General features: G+C 71.7%; 17 protein-coding genes. 6 read left to right on the forward strand and 11 right to left on the reverse strand.

The features are described from left to right. Positions 1-45 precede the first annotated feature (45 nt). Complete coding sequence (locus MQP27_RS36610) at positions 46-963, reverse strand: LysR family transcriptional regulator (protein WP_242773355.1); 918 nt, start codon at positions 961-963, stop codon at positions 46-48. A gap of 89 nt (positions 964-1,052) precedes the next feature. On the opposite strand from MQP27_RS36610, the gene MQP27_RS36615 reads away from it, so the two are divergent. Further along, positions 1,053-1,967 (forward strand): EamA family transporter, encoded by a 915-nt coding sequence (locus MQP27_RS36615; protein WP_242773356.1) that lies wholly within the window; start codon positions 1,053-1,055, stop codon positions 1,965-1,967. A gap of 4 nt (positions 1,968-1,971) precedes the next feature. After that, positions 1,972-3,216, forward strand: coding sequence for a 3-phosphoshikimate 1-carboxyvinyltransferase (gene aroA, locus MQP27_RS36620; protein ID WP_242773357.1), 1,245 nt, complete (start codon positions 1,972-1,974; stop codon positions 3,214-3,216). Here aroA and MQP27_RS36625 read toward each other — a convergent pair. Together MQP27_RS36625 and MQP27_RS36630 are read right to left on the reverse strand one after the other, a co-directional pair. Continuing rightward, positions 3,213-4,670, reverse strand: a complete 1,458-nt coding sequence (locus tag MQP27_RS36625; RefSeq protein ID WP_242773359.1) for a caspase, EACC1-associated type — start codon at positions 4,668-4,670, stop codon at positions 3,213-3,215. The genes aroA and MQP27_RS36625 overlap by 4 nt on opposite strands. Before the next feature lie 16 nt (positions 4,671-4,686). Continuing rightward, the gene (locus tag MQP27_RS36630) at positions 4,687-5,091 is read right to left on the reverse strand and encodes a hypothetical protein (RefSeq protein WP_242773364.1); all 405 of its coding nucleotides are present in this window, start codon (positions 5,089-5,091) and stop codon (positions 4,687-4,689) included. A gap of 108 nt (positions 5,092-5,199) precedes the next feature. Between MQP27_RS36630 and MQP27_RS36635 the strand changes: the two genes are divergently transcribed. Continuing rightward, positions 5,200-5,859, forward strand: coding sequence for a GNAT family N-acetyltransferase (locus MQP27_RS36635; protein WP_242773367.1), 660 nt, complete (start codon positions 5,200-5,202; stop codon positions 5,857-5,859). On the opposite strand, the gene MQP27_RS36640 is transcribed toward MQP27_RS36635, so the two are convergent. Both MQP27_RS36640 and MQP27_RS36645 read right to left on the reverse strand, forming a co-directional pair. Next, complete coding sequence (locus tag MQP27_RS36640) at positions 5,830-6,075, reverse strand: DUF397 domain-containing protein (protein WP_242773370.1); 246 nt, start codon at positions 6,073-6,075, stop codon at positions 5,830-5,832. The two genes, MQP27_RS36635 and MQP27_RS36640, sit on opposite strands and share 30 nt — an antisense overlap. Further along, complete coding sequence (locus MQP27_RS36645; protein WP_242773373.1) at positions 6,072-6,890, reverse strand: helix-turn-helix domain-containing protein; 819 nt, start codon at positions 6,888-6,890, stop codon at positions 6,072-6,074. The genes MQP27_RS36640 and MQP27_RS36645 overlap by 4 nt, the downstream gene beginning before the upstream one ends. A 121-nt stretch (positions 6,891-7,011) precedes the next feature. Between MQP27_RS36645 and MQP27_RS36650 the strand changes: the two genes are divergently transcribed. Next, positions 7,012-7,413 (forward strand): ATP-binding protein, encoded by a 402-nt coding sequence (locus MQP27_RS36650; RefSeq protein WP_242773375.1) that lies wholly within the window; start codon positions 7,012-7,014, stop codon positions 7,411-7,413. Here MQP27_RS36650 and MQP27_RS36655 read toward each other — a convergent pair. Continuing rightward, on the reverse strand, positions 7,296-8,312 hold the full coding sequence (locus MQP27_RS36655; RefSeq protein WP_242773377.1) for a LysR family transcriptional regulator: 1,017 nt from the start codon (positions 8,310-8,312) through the stop codon (positions 7,296-7,298). The genes MQP27_RS36650 and MQP27_RS36655 overlap by 118 nt on opposite strands. A 50-nt stretch (positions 8,313-8,362) precedes the next feature. Between MQP27_RS36655 and MQP27_RS36660 the strand changes: the two genes are divergently transcribed. Continuing rightward, positions 8,363-8,968, forward strand: a complete 606-nt coding sequence (locus tag MQP27_RS36660) for an RBBP9/YdeN family alpha/beta hydrolase (protein ID WP_242773379.1) — start codon at positions 8,363-8,365, stop codon at positions 8,966-8,968. On the opposite strand, the gene MQP27_RS36665 is transcribed toward MQP27_RS36660, so the two are convergent. The 3 genes from MQP27_RS36665 to MQP27_RS36675 form a co-directional block, all read right to left on the reverse strand. Next, positions 8,919-10,157 (reverse strand): MFS transporter, encoded by a 1,239-nt coding sequence (locus tag MQP27_RS36665; protein ID WP_242773381.1) that lies wholly within the window; start codon positions 10,155-10,157, stop codon positions 8,919-8,921. The two genes, MQP27_RS36660 and MQP27_RS36665, sit on opposite strands and share 50 nt — an antisense overlap. A 160-nt stretch (positions 10,158-10,317) precedes the next feature. After that, entirely contained in the window at positions 10,318-11,118 is an 801-nt protein-coding gene (locus tag MQP27_RS36670) for a sugar phosphate isomerase/epimerase family protein (protein WP_242773384.1), read from the reverse strand. Between the two features lie 11 nt (positions 11,119-11,129). Further along, on the reverse strand, positions 11,130-12,062 hold the full coding sequence (locus MQP27_RS36675; RefSeq protein WP_242773490.1) for a bifunctional helix-turn-helix transcriptional regulator/GNAT family N-acetyltransferase: 933 nt from the start codon (positions 12,060-12,062) through the stop codon (positions 11,130-11,132). A 141-nt stretch (positions 12,063-12,203) separates the two neighbouring features. Between MQP27_RS36675 and MQP27_RS36680 the strand changes: the two genes are divergently transcribed. Continuing rightward, positions 12,204-12,794 carry a DinB family protein gene (locus MQP27_RS36680; RefSeq protein ID WP_242773387.1) on the forward strand — a complete coding sequence of 197 codons (591 nt, stop codon included), beginning with the start codon at positions 12,204-12,206 and terminating at the stop codon, positions 12,792-12,794. Between the two features lie 13 nt (positions 12,795-12,807). Here the strand turns inward: MQP27_RS36680 and MQP27_RS36685 are convergent, their stop codons facing one another. Then, positions 12,808-13,659 (reverse strand): SCO6745 family protein, encoded by an 852-nt coding sequence (locus tag MQP27_RS36685; protein ID WP_242773390.1) that lies wholly within the window; start codon positions 13,657-13,659, stop codon positions 12,808-12,810. A gap of 91 nt (positions 13,660-13,750) precedes the next feature. Further along, complete coding sequence (locus MQP27_RS36690) at positions 13,751-14,797, reverse strand: LacI family DNA-binding transcriptional regulator (RefSeq protein ID WP_242773393.1); 1,047 nt, start codon at positions 14,795-14,797, stop codon at positions 13,751-13,753. Positions 14,798-14,835: the final 38 nt, after the last annotated feature.

A 14,835-nucleotide genomic window follows, 5' to 3' on the forward strand; every position in this document is an offset into this window, starting at 1 on the left:
GGTTCCCGCGTTCCCGGTGAATCCCGGAAGTCGGTGCCGGAGGGGTCAACGGGACGCCTGTGCCCCGATCTTCGGCCACTGCTCCTGCAAGGTGCGTACGCTCTCTGCGATTGCCGGACGACGGGCGGCTCCTTTGCGCCACAGGGCGTACAGCCGCCGTACGGGGGTCGGGTCGAGCCGCACCTCGACGACCCCGTCCGGCAGCGGCCCCCGCCCGAGCCGCGGCACCAGGCACACGCCGAGCCCGCCCGCGACCAGCGCCACGAGCGTCGGGTTCTCGTCGGCCTGATGCACGATCTCCGGTTCGTGCCCGGCGGCACGCATGGTCCGCACCAGCCAGTCGTGGCAGACCCGCCCCGGCGGCTGGCACACCCACCGCTGCCCGCCCAGCTCCTCCCGCCGCACCGACTCCCGCCCGGCGAAGGCGTGCCCGACGGGCACGAGCAGGGTGCTGTGGTCGTCGCCGATCTTCGCCTGCTCGACACCGGCCGGCACGGACAGCGGAGCGACGTCCCAGTCGTGGACGACGGCCAGGTCGACGGCCCCCTTGGCGACCAGGTCCACGGACAGATGCGGGTCGACCTCGGTGAGCCGCGCGTCGAGGGCCGGATGCCGTACGGCCAGATCGGCGAGCACTGCGGGCATCAGCCCGCGCGCGGCGGACGCGAACGCGGCGACGGTCAGCCGCCCCGAGGGCATGCCCCGCCGCTCCTCCATCTCCACCTCGGCCCGCTCGACGATGGCCAGCAACTCCTTGGCGGTGTCGACGAGTTGATGGGCCTCCGGGGTGAGCCGCACCCCCCGCCCCTCCCGCTCCAGCAACACGGTCCGCGTCTCCCGCTCCAGCTTGGCGATCTGCTGCGACACGGCGGAGGGCGTGTACCCGAGCGCGGCGGCGGCAGCTCCGACGGTGCCGTGGACGGAGACGGCGTGCAGGGCGCGCAGCCGCTGGAGATCGAGCACGAGGGAACTCCAATGCTTAGCGTTGCTTCATCCGACCATGCAGCAATCATCGCTGGTGCTTCACGGTCGTGGGAAGTGATGCTCGACGCATGAAACCCGCACACCTCGCCCTCGCCGTCCTGGTGGCCGCCGTCTGGGGCGTGAACTTCACCGTCATCGAGATAGGCCTCGACCACTTCCCGCCCCTCCTCTTCTCGGCCCTCCGCTTCTTCACGGCGGCCCTCCCCGCGGTCTTCTTCGTGGGCCGCCCGAAGGTGGCGTGGAGGTGGGTGGTGGCCGTGGGCCTGGTGCTGGGCGTGGCGAAGTTCGGCCTCCTCTTCGTCGGCATGGACCAGGGAATGCCGGCCGGCCTGTCCTCCCTCGTCCTGCAGATCCAGGCGGTGTTCACGGCGGGCGTGGCCTTCGTGGTCCTGGGCGAACGCCCCTCCCGCGTCCGGCTGTTGGGCATGGCGGTGGCCCTGGCGGGCATTGGCGTGGCGGCGCTGGACGAGGGCGCATCGGGCCCCCTCGGCGCCTTCGCGCTCGTCATCGCGGCGGCGGCCTGCTGGGGAGTCTCGAACGTCCTGACCCGCAAGGCGTCCCCACCGGACGCCCTGAACTTCATGGTCTGGGTGAGCACGATCCCGGTCGTGCCTCTCCTCTGCCTGTCACTGCTGCTGGAGGGCCCGACCCGCGACTACGAGGCTCTGCACGCCCTGGACTGGCAGGGCGCCGGCACGGTCGTCTACGTCGCTTGGGTCACGACCGTCTTCGGCTTCGGGGCATGGGGCTGGCTGCTGCGCCGCCACCCGGCATCCACGGTCGCGCCCTTCTCGCTCCTGGTCCCGGTGTTCGGGATGTCGTCGGCGGCGCTGTTCCTGGGCGAGTCGGTGAGCCCGCTGCGGTGGTGCGCGGCGGCGCTGCTGGTGGGCGGGGTGGCGCTGGCGTCGGTGACGCGCAGGCGACCGGGAGTGGTCCATCCCGTGGACGCGACGGCATCGCGGCCCGCGCCCGCCCGATCATGAAGGCATGCCCGTAGTAGCCATCCCCGGTTCCAAGTCCATCACCGCCCGCGCCCTCTTCCTGGCCGCCGCGGCCGACGGTGTCACCACCCTCGTCCGCCCGCTGCGTTCGGACGACACGGAGGGCTTCGCCGAGGGCCTGGTACGGCTCGGCTACCGCGTCGGCCGCACGCCGGACGCGTGGCAGGTGGACGGCCGCCCGGCGGGCCCGGCGCTCCCGGAGGCGGACGTGTACTGCCGGGACGGCGCGACGACGGCCCGTTTCCTGCCGACGCTGGCGGCGACGGGCCGGGGCACGTACCGCTTCGACGCGTCGCCGCAGATGCGGAGGCGGCCGCTGCTGCCCCTGACCCGGGCCCTGCGCGACCTGGGCGTGGACCTGCGGCACGAGGAGGCGGAGGGCCACCACCCCCTCACGGTCCGGGCGGCCGGGGTGGAGGGCGGGGAGGTGGTCCTGGACGCGGGCCAGTCCTCGCAGTACCTGACGGCGTTGCTGCTGCTGGGCCCGCTGACGCGGAAGGGGCTGCGGATCCGGGTCACGGACCTGGTGTCCGTCCCGTACGTGGAGATCACGATGGCGATGATGCGGGCGTTCGGGGTGGAGGTGGAGCGGGAGGGGGATGTGTTCGTGGTCCGGCCCGGCGGCTACCGGGCGACTGTCTACTCCATCGAGCCGGACGCCTCCACCGCGAGCTACTTCTTCGCTGCGGCGGCGGTGACGCCGGGGGCGGAGGTGACGGTGCCGGGGCTGGGGGCCGGGGCGCTTCAGGGCGACCTGGGCTTCGTGGACGTACTGCGGAGGATGGGCGCGGACGTGACGGTGGGCGCGGATGCGACGACGGTACGGGGGACGGGCGCCCTGCACGGCCTGACGGTCAACATGCGGGACATCTCGGACACGATGCCGACGCTGGCGGCGATCGCGCCGTTCGCGGACGGCCCGGTGCGGATCGAGGACGTGGCGAACACGCGGGTCAAGGAGTGCGACCGGTTGGAGGCGTGCGCGGAGAACCTGCGGCGGCTGGGCGTGGAGGTCGCGACCGGCCCGGACTGGATCGAGATCCGGCCGGGAGTACGGGCGCCGGGCGGGGCGGAGATCAAGTCGTACGGGGATCATCGGGTCGTGATGGCGTTCGCGGTGGCGGGGTTGCGGGTGCCGGGTATTTCGTTCGACGACCCGGGGTGCGTGCGGAAGACGTTTCCGGGGTTTCACGAGGTGTTCGGGGAGTTGCGGGCGGGGCTTCGGGGTTAGTCTCGGATTGCCACGTGCACCACGATGTCCCCGCGGCCGAACGCTCCGGAGCGCGGGGCGCCGAAGCCAGGGAGTAGGAGAGTCTGGCCCTCGTGCGTGCCCGGGGCGATACGAAGGGTTCTGCGGCCATCCAGGGTCTTCAACTCGACCGTTCCGCCGGCCCTCGCCGTGACCGCGGGAATCGTCAGGCTGCGGTGGAGGTCGTCACCGACGCGTTGGTATACGGGGTGCGGGAGTTCCACCACGTCGATGTACAGGTCGCCCGGTGGGCCGCCGTCGGCGCTGTCGTCGCCTTCGTCGGCCAGTTGGATGTGTGTCCCGCTCTCGACGCCGGCCGGGATCTCGACAGTCAGGGTGGAGACCGTGTCCAGCCAGCCGTTGCCCGCACATTCCGAGCAAGGAGGGCCGAGACCCCATCCGGTGCCGTCGCAGGCTAAGCAATTGGGTGGATGCTGCCCGAGGTTGCCCCGTCCGCTGCCGCTTCCGTGGCAGGAGCCGCACTCCTCCACCGTGCGCCCGCCCAAGCCGTGGCATGTCGAGCACAGGATGCGTCTTTCCACGGCGACGCCTTTGACCGCGCCGCGCGTGGTCTCCACAAGCGTGAGCTCGAGCCGGACGAAGACGTCCCGACCCTTCTGTCCGCGAGGCGACACCGTCGGCTGGGTGAGCGGTGCCTCTGGTTCGACAGGCTCCGGTGCCCCGACTGCCTGGGCCACTGTGACCTGATACTCCAGGTCGACCCACATCTGTGGCCGTTGCCTCACCCCGGCGCGGTGCAGTGTCTCGTACACGTACTCGTACAATTCGGTCACGGTGATCCGGCCGTCTCCGTCCAGGTCCGCCGCTCCCGTGCGTAGACCCTCGACCAGCACGCCTGTGAAAGGTGACGGTTGCGGCCCTTTGAGCTCGATGTGTTCGCCTTCCCAGGCGTACTCGATCCGGTTGGTCGCGGTCAGTACCGCCCGCCCGTGTCCCCCGAGTTCGTCGCGTACGTGGACCTGGTCGTCGCCCTTCGCGCCCGGCAGGAACGCCCCGCTGTAGCAGCAGTCCAGCAGGACGACGACGGTGCGCGCCCGGCACCGTTCCATACGTTCGCGCAGGAACGCCGCCGGCACCGCCGTGGACGCGGGCAGGTCCCGGTCCGTGTCGCGGGCGGCGAAGTACAGGTGCCCGTCGTCGTCCTTGATGCCGTGGCAGGAGATGTGCAGGAGGAGCAGATCGTCACGGCTGCGGTCCATGAAGAAGCGTTCGACGGCACGCATGACCTGGTGGGCCTGCGCGTCCTTCAACTGCTCGGTACGGAAGCCGCCGATCCCGGGATCGGCGAGCACACCGGCGAGGCTCGCGCAGTCCTGACCGGGCGAGCGCAGGGTGCTCAGGGTCCGGTCGTCGTACGCGCCGGTCGCGATCAGCAGGGCGTCCCTGCGGCCCGGGCCGAAGGCGAAGTCGGTCATGTGCGGCCCGCTCCCGTCACTCCGGGTCGGTGGACGGCTGTACCGCGGACTCGTCCCGGATGCCCTCCAGGAAGGCCTCGACCAGGAGCCGTTGCTCCTCCGGGGAGGCCTGGCCGAGTTCGAGGATGCGGCCGTCGACCTCGACCTTCACCGTGCGAACGGGACGGTTCCGCAGCCATGCCTCCACCACCCGCAGAGCAGGCCGGAAGACGGCGGGAGCGAGGGTCACGGCGAGTGCGCCGACGGTGATGAGCTCACCGGGCTTGGCACCGGGCGGCGGTGCCGCGTCCGACCGCTCCACCTTCACGTCATCCACGTCGAGTTCGAGCAGCCTCTTCCTCAACTGCCCGGTGAGCGAATCGAGTTCCTCGACATCCAGCTCGTCCCCGCTGGACAGCACCAGACGCATACGGTCGGCCACGGCCACCTCGTCCCCCAGTTCCCCCTGCTCATCTGCCCACCCAGTCTAGGCGCGAGGGCCTCTTGAAATCCGTTCGACGGAGCAGGGTGGTACGGGCAGACTCCAGCCGTGACCTTCAGATGCGAAGCACCGCTGCTACAGGGCCGGTTGGTGCGACTCGAACCCCTGACGCACCGGCACGAGGCCGACCTCGCGGTCGCCGCGGAGGAGAACCGGGGCACGTACGCGTTCACGTGGGTGCCGAGAGCGGATGAGGTCGGCGAGTACGTCGACGCGCAGCTCGCCCGCGCCGCGACGGGTCGCCTGCTGCCGTACGCCCAGGTGTCCAACGCGACGGGGCGGGCCGTGGGGGCGACGTCGTACTGGGAGCCGCGGTGTTGGCTGGCCGAGGATCGGTTGGACGCCGTCGAGGTGGGCTTCACCTGGCTCGGGGCGACGGCTCAGGGCACGGGTATCAACGCCGAGGCCAAGCTGCTCCTCTTCCGGCACGCCTTCGAGGTGTGGGGCGTGTCGAGGGTCGACCTCAAGACCGACGCCCGCAACGAACGTTCCCGCGCGGCGATCCAGAGCGTCGGCGCGCGCTTCGAGGGCGTGCTGAGGAAGTGGTCGCGGTCTTGGGCGCCGGGGGAGGACGGGCGGTTGCGTGACTCGGCGATCTTCTCCGTTACGGCGGAGGAGTGGCCTGAGTGCCGGGGGCGGTTGGAGGAGCGGGTGGAACGGTTCGTTGCGCGGCGCCGGTCACTCGTGGAGGTCGGCGAGGAAGGCTGACCAGGTGGTGGGGGAGATGGTGAGGTGGGGGGCGGCTGGGGTCTTGGAGTCGCGGATGTGGATGGCGGGGGAGGGGGCGGAGGGGGTTGCGACCTCGACGCAATCGCCGCCGGTGTTGTCGCTGTGGCTGCTTCGGCGCCAGGAGAGGGCGACTTCCAGGCATTCGCCGCCGGAGCTGTCGCTGTAGCTGCTCTTGAACCACGCCAGTTCAGTCATAGCTCACCTGCCAACTGCTCGATCAGGGCGATGGATTCCTCCGGGCGGAGGGCCTGTCGACTGATCATCGCATAGCGACGGGCGAGGACTCCGACCTCGTCCGGCTGGGATACGAGCATGCTGTGGCCGTTGCCCTCCATGTAGACGAGGGTGGTCAGTTCCGGGGTCTCGAGCACCGTCAGGGGCCCTTGCAGTCCAGCGTGCCCTGTCGTGCTCGAAGGCATCACCTGGAGCACAACGTTGGGCCGCTGGGCGCAGGCGAGGAGGTACTCGTACTGGGCCCGCATGACCTCGGGGCCGCCGACCCGGCACCGGAGTGCGGCTTCCTCGATGACGATGTTGATGACGCAGATCGGCCTCCTGTCCAGCAGCGCCCTGCGCTCCATTCGTGCCGAGACGAGTTGCTCGACTTCGTCGTCCTCAAGCGGAGGGAAGGCGCAGCTCAGCAGCGCGTGGGCGTACTCCTTGGTCTGCAGCAGTCCGTGAATGACCTGCGGACAGTACGAGGACACGCTCAACGCCTCTTGCTCCAACTGCACGAACCCCTGAAAGTGCTCCGGGTACCTCTCCAGCCGCAGATACTTCGCGGCGGCCAAAACAAGCCCCCCGGCCCCCAGCGCCTTCTCCGCAGCCTCGATGAACTCGTCCGTCGCCGGTTTCGCGCACGTCTCCACCGCGCTCACCGCCGCCCCCGAGTAGCCCATCACGTCACCCAACTCGTTCTGGGAACGCCCCTTCGCCGTGCGCAGCAACCGCAGCACCTCCGCGAAGTACTGCGCCGCAGGCGACGCCGCCTTCTTCTTCGGTTGCCCCATCGCGTACGACCCCCTCAACGCACCTCAACCCCATTCAACGCACCCCCAACGTCACTCGCCGTACCCGATCGTCGAGGCGCGATCTCTATCGAAGTTAGCCACCAGGACCGACAGTCGTAACGTGAACACGGAAAGTCACCTCCACACCTGGCGCCGCTCCTTCATGCCGGTCGTCGAGAACATCCCCGAGGCCCGGCTCGGTGCCCAACTCGTGCTGGCCTCCTGGTGCGTACCCGACGACGTCTCCGACACCGTCGCCCTGGTCCTCACTGAGCTCGCCACCAACGCCGTCCGCCACGGCTGCCGCCCCGCCCGCACCTTCACCGTCGCCCTCACCCACGACGGCCGTAAGACCATCGAGGTCGAGGTCTTCGACGGATCACCCCGCCACCCCGTCCTGAGGGGCTACGCCCCCGACGCAACCTCCGGCCGCGGCCTGCTCCTCGTGGCCGCGTTGTGCGAGGAATGGGGCGTCCGGGAGCGGGAGTTCGGGAAGTCGGTCTGGGCCCGGGTCGTCAGCTGATCCCGTACCGCCGCCAGCACCGCGTCCCCCTCCGCCCCCGCCCGCACCGCCGCGAAGACGTTACGAGACGGCGGTGAACCTTCCAACGGCACCACAGCCACCCGCCGCCCCGCGTACAACTCCCGTACCAGCCGCGGCACGAGAGCCACCCCCACCCCCGCCTCCACCAGCGCGGCCAACGCCGCCCAGTCGTTCACCGCGTGCCGTACGTCCGGTGTGAACCCCGCCGCCGCGCACACCGACCGCGCCACCGCGCCGCAACAGCTCTCCGCCGCCCCCACGATCCACGTGTCCCGCGCCAACTCCCGCAGCGCCACCGGCCCTTGGCCCACCAGCCGGTGGCCGGCCGGTACCACCAGGTCCAGTACGTCCGTGAACAGGTCGACCCGCTCGTACCGCCCGTCCGTGTGCGGCGGCGCCGCGGCGAAGTCCACCGCCACCGCCACGTCCACCTGACCGGCGTCGAGCGCGGTGAAGAGGTCCGGGGGTTCCGCCTCCAGCACGTCCACCCGCACCTTCGGGAGCCGCTCGGCCAGCCCCCGCAGCACGCCCGGCAACAACCCCAGGATGCCGCTGGAGAAGCAGCCGATCGTCACCGAGCCGCGCCCGCTCTGCCCGTACGCCGCCAAGTCCGCGCGGGCCCGCTCCAGTTGGGCCGCGATGAGCTCGGCGTGGGCCAGCAGTACGCGGGCCTGACCGGTGAGCCGTACGCCCCGGCCGTCCTTCTCCGTCAGCGGTACGCCCGTCTCGCGGGCCAGCGCGGCGATCTGCTGGGAGACCGCGGAGGGGGTCAGGTGCAGGGCCTCGGCGGTGCGGGCCAGACTGCCGCGGCGCTCCAGCTCGCGCAGGACGGTCAGGCGGCGTAGGTCGACAGTGAAGGGTTCGCTTACCTGTTCCACCGTAAAAGATTAACTGGACGTGAGGTCAGGGGGCCGGAACGATCGGCGTCATGACCTTCCTCATCCTCCACGGGTGGCAGAACCACCGGCCCAAGGACCACTGGCAGCACTGGCTCGCCGACCGGCTCACGGAACTCGGCCACCACGTCCTCTACCCGCAGCTGCCCGACCCCGACGACCCCAGCCTGGAGGGCTGGCTCGGCGAACTCGACCGGTACCTGGGCGAACTGCGCGGCCCTGAGCGGGTCGTGGTCGCCCACAGCGCCTCCGCCCTGCTGTGGCTGCACGCCGTCGCGCGCGGGATGGTGGGGGCGGGGGCCGTGGACCGGGTGCTGCTGGTCGGACCGCCGTCCGCGTCCGTCCTGGCCCCGCACCCCGAGGTCGTCGAATTCACCCCGCCCGCCCTCGACTTCACCCTCCCCGCGCCCACCCGGCTGGTCGCCGGCGACGACGACCCGTACTGCCCGGAGGGCGCGCGCGTCGTCTACGGCGATCCGCTCGGCATCCCCACCGACCTCCTCCCGGGCGCAGGCCACCTCGACCTGAACGCGGGTTACGGCTCCTGGCCGTCCGTACTGGAGTGGTGCCTGGACCCGGCCGCCGAGTTCACGGTCCGTCCAACCGACCTGCCCCGCCCCGCAGTTCGGGAGTCGTGACGCTCACGGCCGCGACCGCGAGCAGGCACATCAGGCCGCCCGAGATCAGCGCGGTCGTGCCCGAGGTCCAGCCGGCCAGGAGGCCGCCGCGGACGTTGCCGAGGCTGGGGCCCGCCTGCCCGACGATCGCCTCGGCCGCGGTGACCCGGCCGAGCAGGGCGTCCGGGGTGCGGGTCTGGACGATCGTGGAGCGGGAGACGACGGACGTGGCGTCGGCGGCCCCTGCCAGCACCAGCAGGGCCAGGCCGCTCCAGGGGTTGGTGGCGAGGCCGAAGAGGACGAGCGCGGCACCCCACGTACCCGCGCCGCAGAGCATGACCAGACCGGGGCGGGCGAGGCGGGTCAGCGGGCCGGACAGGGCCGTGGCCGTGATGCCGCCGAGGGCCATCGCGGACAGGAACAGGCCCAGGGTGCGCGGGTCGTCGCCGAAGCGTTCCGCGTTGACCAGGGGGTAGAGGCTGACCGGGAAGGAGAGGACCGTCGCGGCCAGGTCCGTGATCAGCGCGCCGCGCACCACCCGGTGGCCGGCCAGGAAGCGCAGGCCGTCAAGGACGCCGCGCAGGCCTGCCCGCGACGGCTCGCCCTGCGGCGGCAGCGCGGGCAGGCCGAAGGCGCCGTAGAAGGCGAGACCGAAGCTCGCGGCGTCCAGCAGGTAGCAGACGCCGATGCCGTAGCGGGCGAGCAGGACGCCCGCCAGCGCCGGGCCGAGGAACATCATCGCCTGGGCGGCGACATGGTTGAGGGCGAGGCCCGCGCCGACCTGGTCCTTGGGCAGCAGCCGCGGCACGAAGACACCGGCCGCGGGGGCGCCGAGCGCGCCGAAGGCGGACTGGACGGCCACGAGGCCGAGTACGGCGCCCACCGGGACGTGCCCGGTGAACCCCTGCACGGCCAGCAGCACGGAACAGACCGCCTGCCCGACCGTGGCCGCCAGAAAGACCCTTCGCCGGTCGGCCCGGTCCACCCAGGCCCCCGCGAACAGCCCGAACACCACCAACGGCAGGGCCTGCGCCAGCCCCACGGCCCCGGTCCACGCCGTACTGCGGGTCATGTCCCAGACCTGGTACATGACCGTCACCATGGTCATGAACCCACCCAGCACCGACACGGTCCGCCCCACGAGCAACCGCCGAAAGACCGGCGAGCTGCGCAGCGGCCGAACGTCGAGAAACGTACGGCTGAGACTCATGAGGGCAGAGGGAGCAGCACAGACATGCCGGGGACGCTATAAGGCGCACCAATCGCCGGGCGACTCATTTAGTGACGCTGATGGCCGCGCCCCTTCAGGGGCGCGGGGAACTGCGCGACCAGCCCCCACGCCGCCGCAGACGACCAACTACCCGACAGGCCTACGCACAGTCATTCAGCAACCGCCCCAAATGCTCCCTCCCGGCGGCCAGTTGATCCGCAAGCGGCGCAGCCTCCTCGTACCACCGCTTCTCGTACTCCCAGCACAGCCACCCGTCCCACCCGTGCCGCGAGAGCACGTCCACCACGTCGGTGAGCGGCAGCACCCCCGCCCCGAGACCCAACGGCGTCGTGTCCTCCGCCGACGCGATGTCCTTGACCTGGACGTACCCCAGGTATGGCGACAGCGCGGCGAAGCTCTCCGCCGGCTGCTCGCCGCCGAGCCACGTGTGCATGACGTCCCACAGCGCACCGACGTGCCGGTGCCCGACCCGCCCGAGGACACGGATAGCGTCCGCGCCGGTGCGATGCGAGTCGTGGGTTTCGAGGAGGATGCGTACGCCGAGGTCGGCGGCGTACTCCGCGGCCGTGCCCAGCCGCCGCGCGGCCGTCGCGTCGGCACGCTCGCGGCTCTGCTCGTGGCCGCCGCCCGGGAAGACCCGGATGTAGGGGGCGCCGAGGTCGCGGGCGAGGTCGAGCAGCTCGCGCATCTCGTCGATCACCGGGCCGTCGTCGCCGGGCGCGGCCACCCGGGCGTACCCGGCGAGGCCCAGCACCTCGATGCCGCCGGCCTTGAACTCGGCGGCCACGTCGGCCCGTTCGGTGAGGCCGATGCCGGGGTGGACCGGTTCCTCCGGGTGTGCGCGCAGCTCGACGCCGTGGTAGCCGTGGGTGGCCGCGAGCCGGATCACGTCCGGGATGGGCAGGCCGGGGACGCCGAGGGTGGAGAACGCCAGTCTCATGACCCCTACTGTCACTCGGGTGCCCCGTGCAGGTCCAGTCGCCAGTCCTGGCCGTTCAGGTCCTTCCCGAAGGAGCGGTGGGGCTTCTCGGCGACCAGGACGAAACCGTGGCGCTGGTAGATGCGGCGGGCGGAGCTGAGGACGTCGTTGGTCCACAGGACCAGGTCGCGGTAGCCGACGTCACGGGCGAAGTCGATGACCGCCCGCACCAGCCGGTCGCCGATGCCGAGCCCGCGCGCCTCCGGCTCGGCCAGCAGCAGCCGCAGCCGCGCGGTGGCGGGAGCGTCGTCCCGTACGCACATCACGCTCCCCACCGGCCGGCCGTCCAGCTCGGCGATCCACACCCGCTCCAGATGCGGGTCGTGGTCCTCGGCGAAGTCGGCGACGATCCGGGCGACGAGCCCCTCGTAGTCGGCGTTCCAGCCGTACTCTGCGGCGTACAGCGCGGCGTTGCGGGACACGATCCACCCCAGGTCACCGGGGCCGGGCTCGCGCAGCAGCACGTCCTCGCGGCGCGGCGGGCGCCCGTCGGACAGCAGCTCGCGCACCGTCGACATCGCCTCGGTCAGGCGGGAGCGCTCGGCGGAGGGGACGGTGGCGAGCAGCGCGCCGACGGACTCGTTGGCCCGCTCGGCGAGCAGGGCGGCGGTTTCGCGGCCGTGGGCGGTGAGCGTGATGCGGATGCGGCGCGGGTCGCGGCGGGAGGGGGTGCGCTCGATCAGGCCGTCCTTCTCGAACTTGTTCAGGATGCGGCTCAAGTAACCGGCGTCCAGGGAGAGTTCGCTGCGCAGATCGGCCGCGTCCGTACGGGGGGAGTGCGCGAGTTCGTACAGGACGCGGGACTCGGTGAGGGTGTACGGGGCGTACAGGTGGCGGCTGTAGTCGAGGGCGCCGATGACGTTCGTATAGAAACGGTTGAAGGCGCGGACGTCCTGGACAGTCATGGTCATCGACCCCCGGATAGTTGACTCAGTCAGAGATATCGATGGGTCGACTGTAGGACGCCCACGCCCTGGGCGCCAGCCTTCATTCGGTGCGGAGAAAACCCGGTGCGCCGACGATCACCCGTCCCCCACACTGACCCGATGACCGACCTCGACGCCGCAGCGGACCTGCGCCGCTACCTCCAGGACGCCCGGGACTGCCTGCTCCAGAAGCTCGACGGGCTTTCGGAGTACGACGTCCGGCGGCCCATGACGCCGACCGGTACCAATCTCCTCGGCCTGGTCAAGCACCTCACCGGGGCGGAGGCGGTCTACTTCGGCGAGACCTTCGGGCGGCCCTTCGACGGAGGCCCGCCGCTGTGGGTCACGGGTGCCGCCGAACCCAACGCCGACCTGTGGGCCACCCCCGACGAGACGCGCGAGCACATCGTCGGCGAGTACCGGCGCTCATGGGCCCACTCGGACGAGACGATCGCCGCGCTGCCGCTGGACGCGGTCGGCCGCGTCCCCTGGCCGCCGTACCCCGAACTCACCCTCCACCGCATCCTGGTCCACATGATCGGCGAGACCCACCGCCACACCGGCCAGGCCGACATCGTGCGCGAACTCGTCGACGGGGCGGCGGGGCTGCGCGGCCCGGGCGACAACCTGCCATCCGGGGACGCGGATTGGTGGGCCGAGCACCGGGAGCGGGTGGAGCGGGCGGCGAGGAAAGCGGCCGAGAGCGCGTGAAGAGGGCTGCGCGTCACTGCGAACCCGTGGCCACCAGCGCCGCGGTGATGGGTTCCAGCTCGGTGATCAGTTCGTCGAGCTCGGCGGGGGACAGGGCCTCGTAGGGCGCGACGGCGAGTTCGTCGGTGAGGGTCTCGATGCGTTGCTTGGTCGCGCGGCCGGCGTCGGTGAAGTGGCCGTCGGCGTCGACGAGTCCGCGTTCGCGCAGGCCGTCCATGACCGCGGCCAGGCGCTTCTTCGGCAGGTGATGGATGCGTCCGAACGACTCCGCGGGGTGGATGCCCTGGTCCAGGGCGGAGAGCACGTGAGCCTCCGTGCCGCCGATGCGGGCGCCGACGAGAGCGGCGATGTGCCCGTCACCGCGGTGCTCACGCAGCATGGTCGCGGAGTGCCACAGCCGGGCGACCGGGTCGGCCGGCACGGGCAGGGTGCGCATGCCGGCGTACATCACCCGGCCCTCGGTGGGCGCGCTGGTCGCGGCCTTGGTGGTCAGGTCCGCGGCGCGCACCAGGCCCGGGGAGCCGGCCAGTTCGGCGCCGAGGATGCGCCGCAGGGAGGCCGCGCTGCCCCGCTCCCGGGCGGCGAGGGAGGCCTCGGGCGGGATCGTCTCCCACGCGCTGGGGATGTGCCGTGCGGCTTCCCCCTCGGCGAAGTTGTAGAAGGCCGCGTGCACGACCTCGGCCGGCACCCGTCCCAGCGGTGCGGCCCGGCTGGCGAAGTAGCCGTCCCAGTAGGTGCGGTGGCCGAGGGCGGCCATTTCCTCGTTGCACTCCTCGGCCATGAAAGTGACCAGGCAGACCGGCTCCAGGAGCTCGAACATACGCCGGGCGACGTGAGTCGTCGGTTGCAGGCGCGTCATACCCATCAGCTTCTCCCTCTGTTCGGATGCGCCGACTTGGACCGCCCGGCACACCGAAACTCATCGGCGCCCACCATCAGCCGACGACAGGAACGTCCTAGCCCCGAGGCACCCCCGAAGACCCCCGCACCATCAACTCCCCCCGAACCGTGGCGATCCCCCCGGGCGGCGGCTCCTCCCGCCCCATCGCGATCCGCCCGGCCCGTGCCCCCGCCTCCGCCAGCGGCAGCCGTACCGTCGTGAGCGCCGGCACCGCGTCCACGCTGAACGGCAGGTCGTCGAACCCGGCGACCGAGACGTCCGCCGGGATCCGCAGCCCCGACTCCCGCAGCGCCGCGCAAGCACCCAGCGCCACGGAGTCGTTCGCCGCCACCACGGCCGTGAGGGACGGGTCCCGGCGGAGCAGCTCCAGCGTCGCCTCGTAACCGGCCTGCCGGTCGTAGCGGCCCCACACCGTCCACCGCGGGTCCTCCTCGATCCCGGCCGCGGCGAGGGCCGCGCGGTGCCCCTCCAGCCGGTGTCGGGTCGTCGTCCGCTCCTCCGGGCCCGCGATGTAGCCGAGCCGCCGGTGCCCGAGCCCGATCAGGTGCTCGGTCAGCCGCTGCCCGCCCCCGCGGTTGTCGAAGGTCAGCGCGATCGCACCGGTGTCCGGGGCCGGCGGCCGCCCGCACAGCACCACCCGCGTCCCGGCCTCCGTCAGCTTCCGCAGCTTCGACGCGACGGCCGCCGCGTGCGGCTCGTTCTCCACGGCCCCACCGGTCAGTACGACGGCCGCCGCCCGCTGCCGCTGCAACAGGGTCAGATACGTCAGCTCGCGCTCCGGCGAACCGCCCGTGTTGCACACCACCGCGAGCCGTTCGCCACCCGCCCGGCCCCCGGGCCCCCCGATCTCCGCCTGGATCGCGCTCGCCATGATCCCGAAGAAGGGGTCGGCGATGTCGTTCACCAGGATCCCGACGAGGTCCGAGGTGGCCGCCGCGAGCGCGCTCGCCGGGCCGTTCAGTACGTAGTCCAGCTCGTCGACCGCTTTCAGCACCCGCTCACGGGTGGAGGCCGCCACGGGATAGTTCCCGTTCAGCACGCGCGACACCGTCGCGGGCGAGACCTGCGCGCGGGCCGCCACGTCCGCCAGGGTCACCGTCATCTCGTCGTCCTCCGGTCGCGCATCGCTTCGTCTTGGGC

This window comes from Streptomyces cylindrosporus (genome assembly GCF_022698165.1).
Classification (GTDB): Bacteria; Actinomycetota; Actinomycetes; order Streptomycetales; family Streptomycetaceae; genus Streptomyces; species Streptomyces cylindrosporus.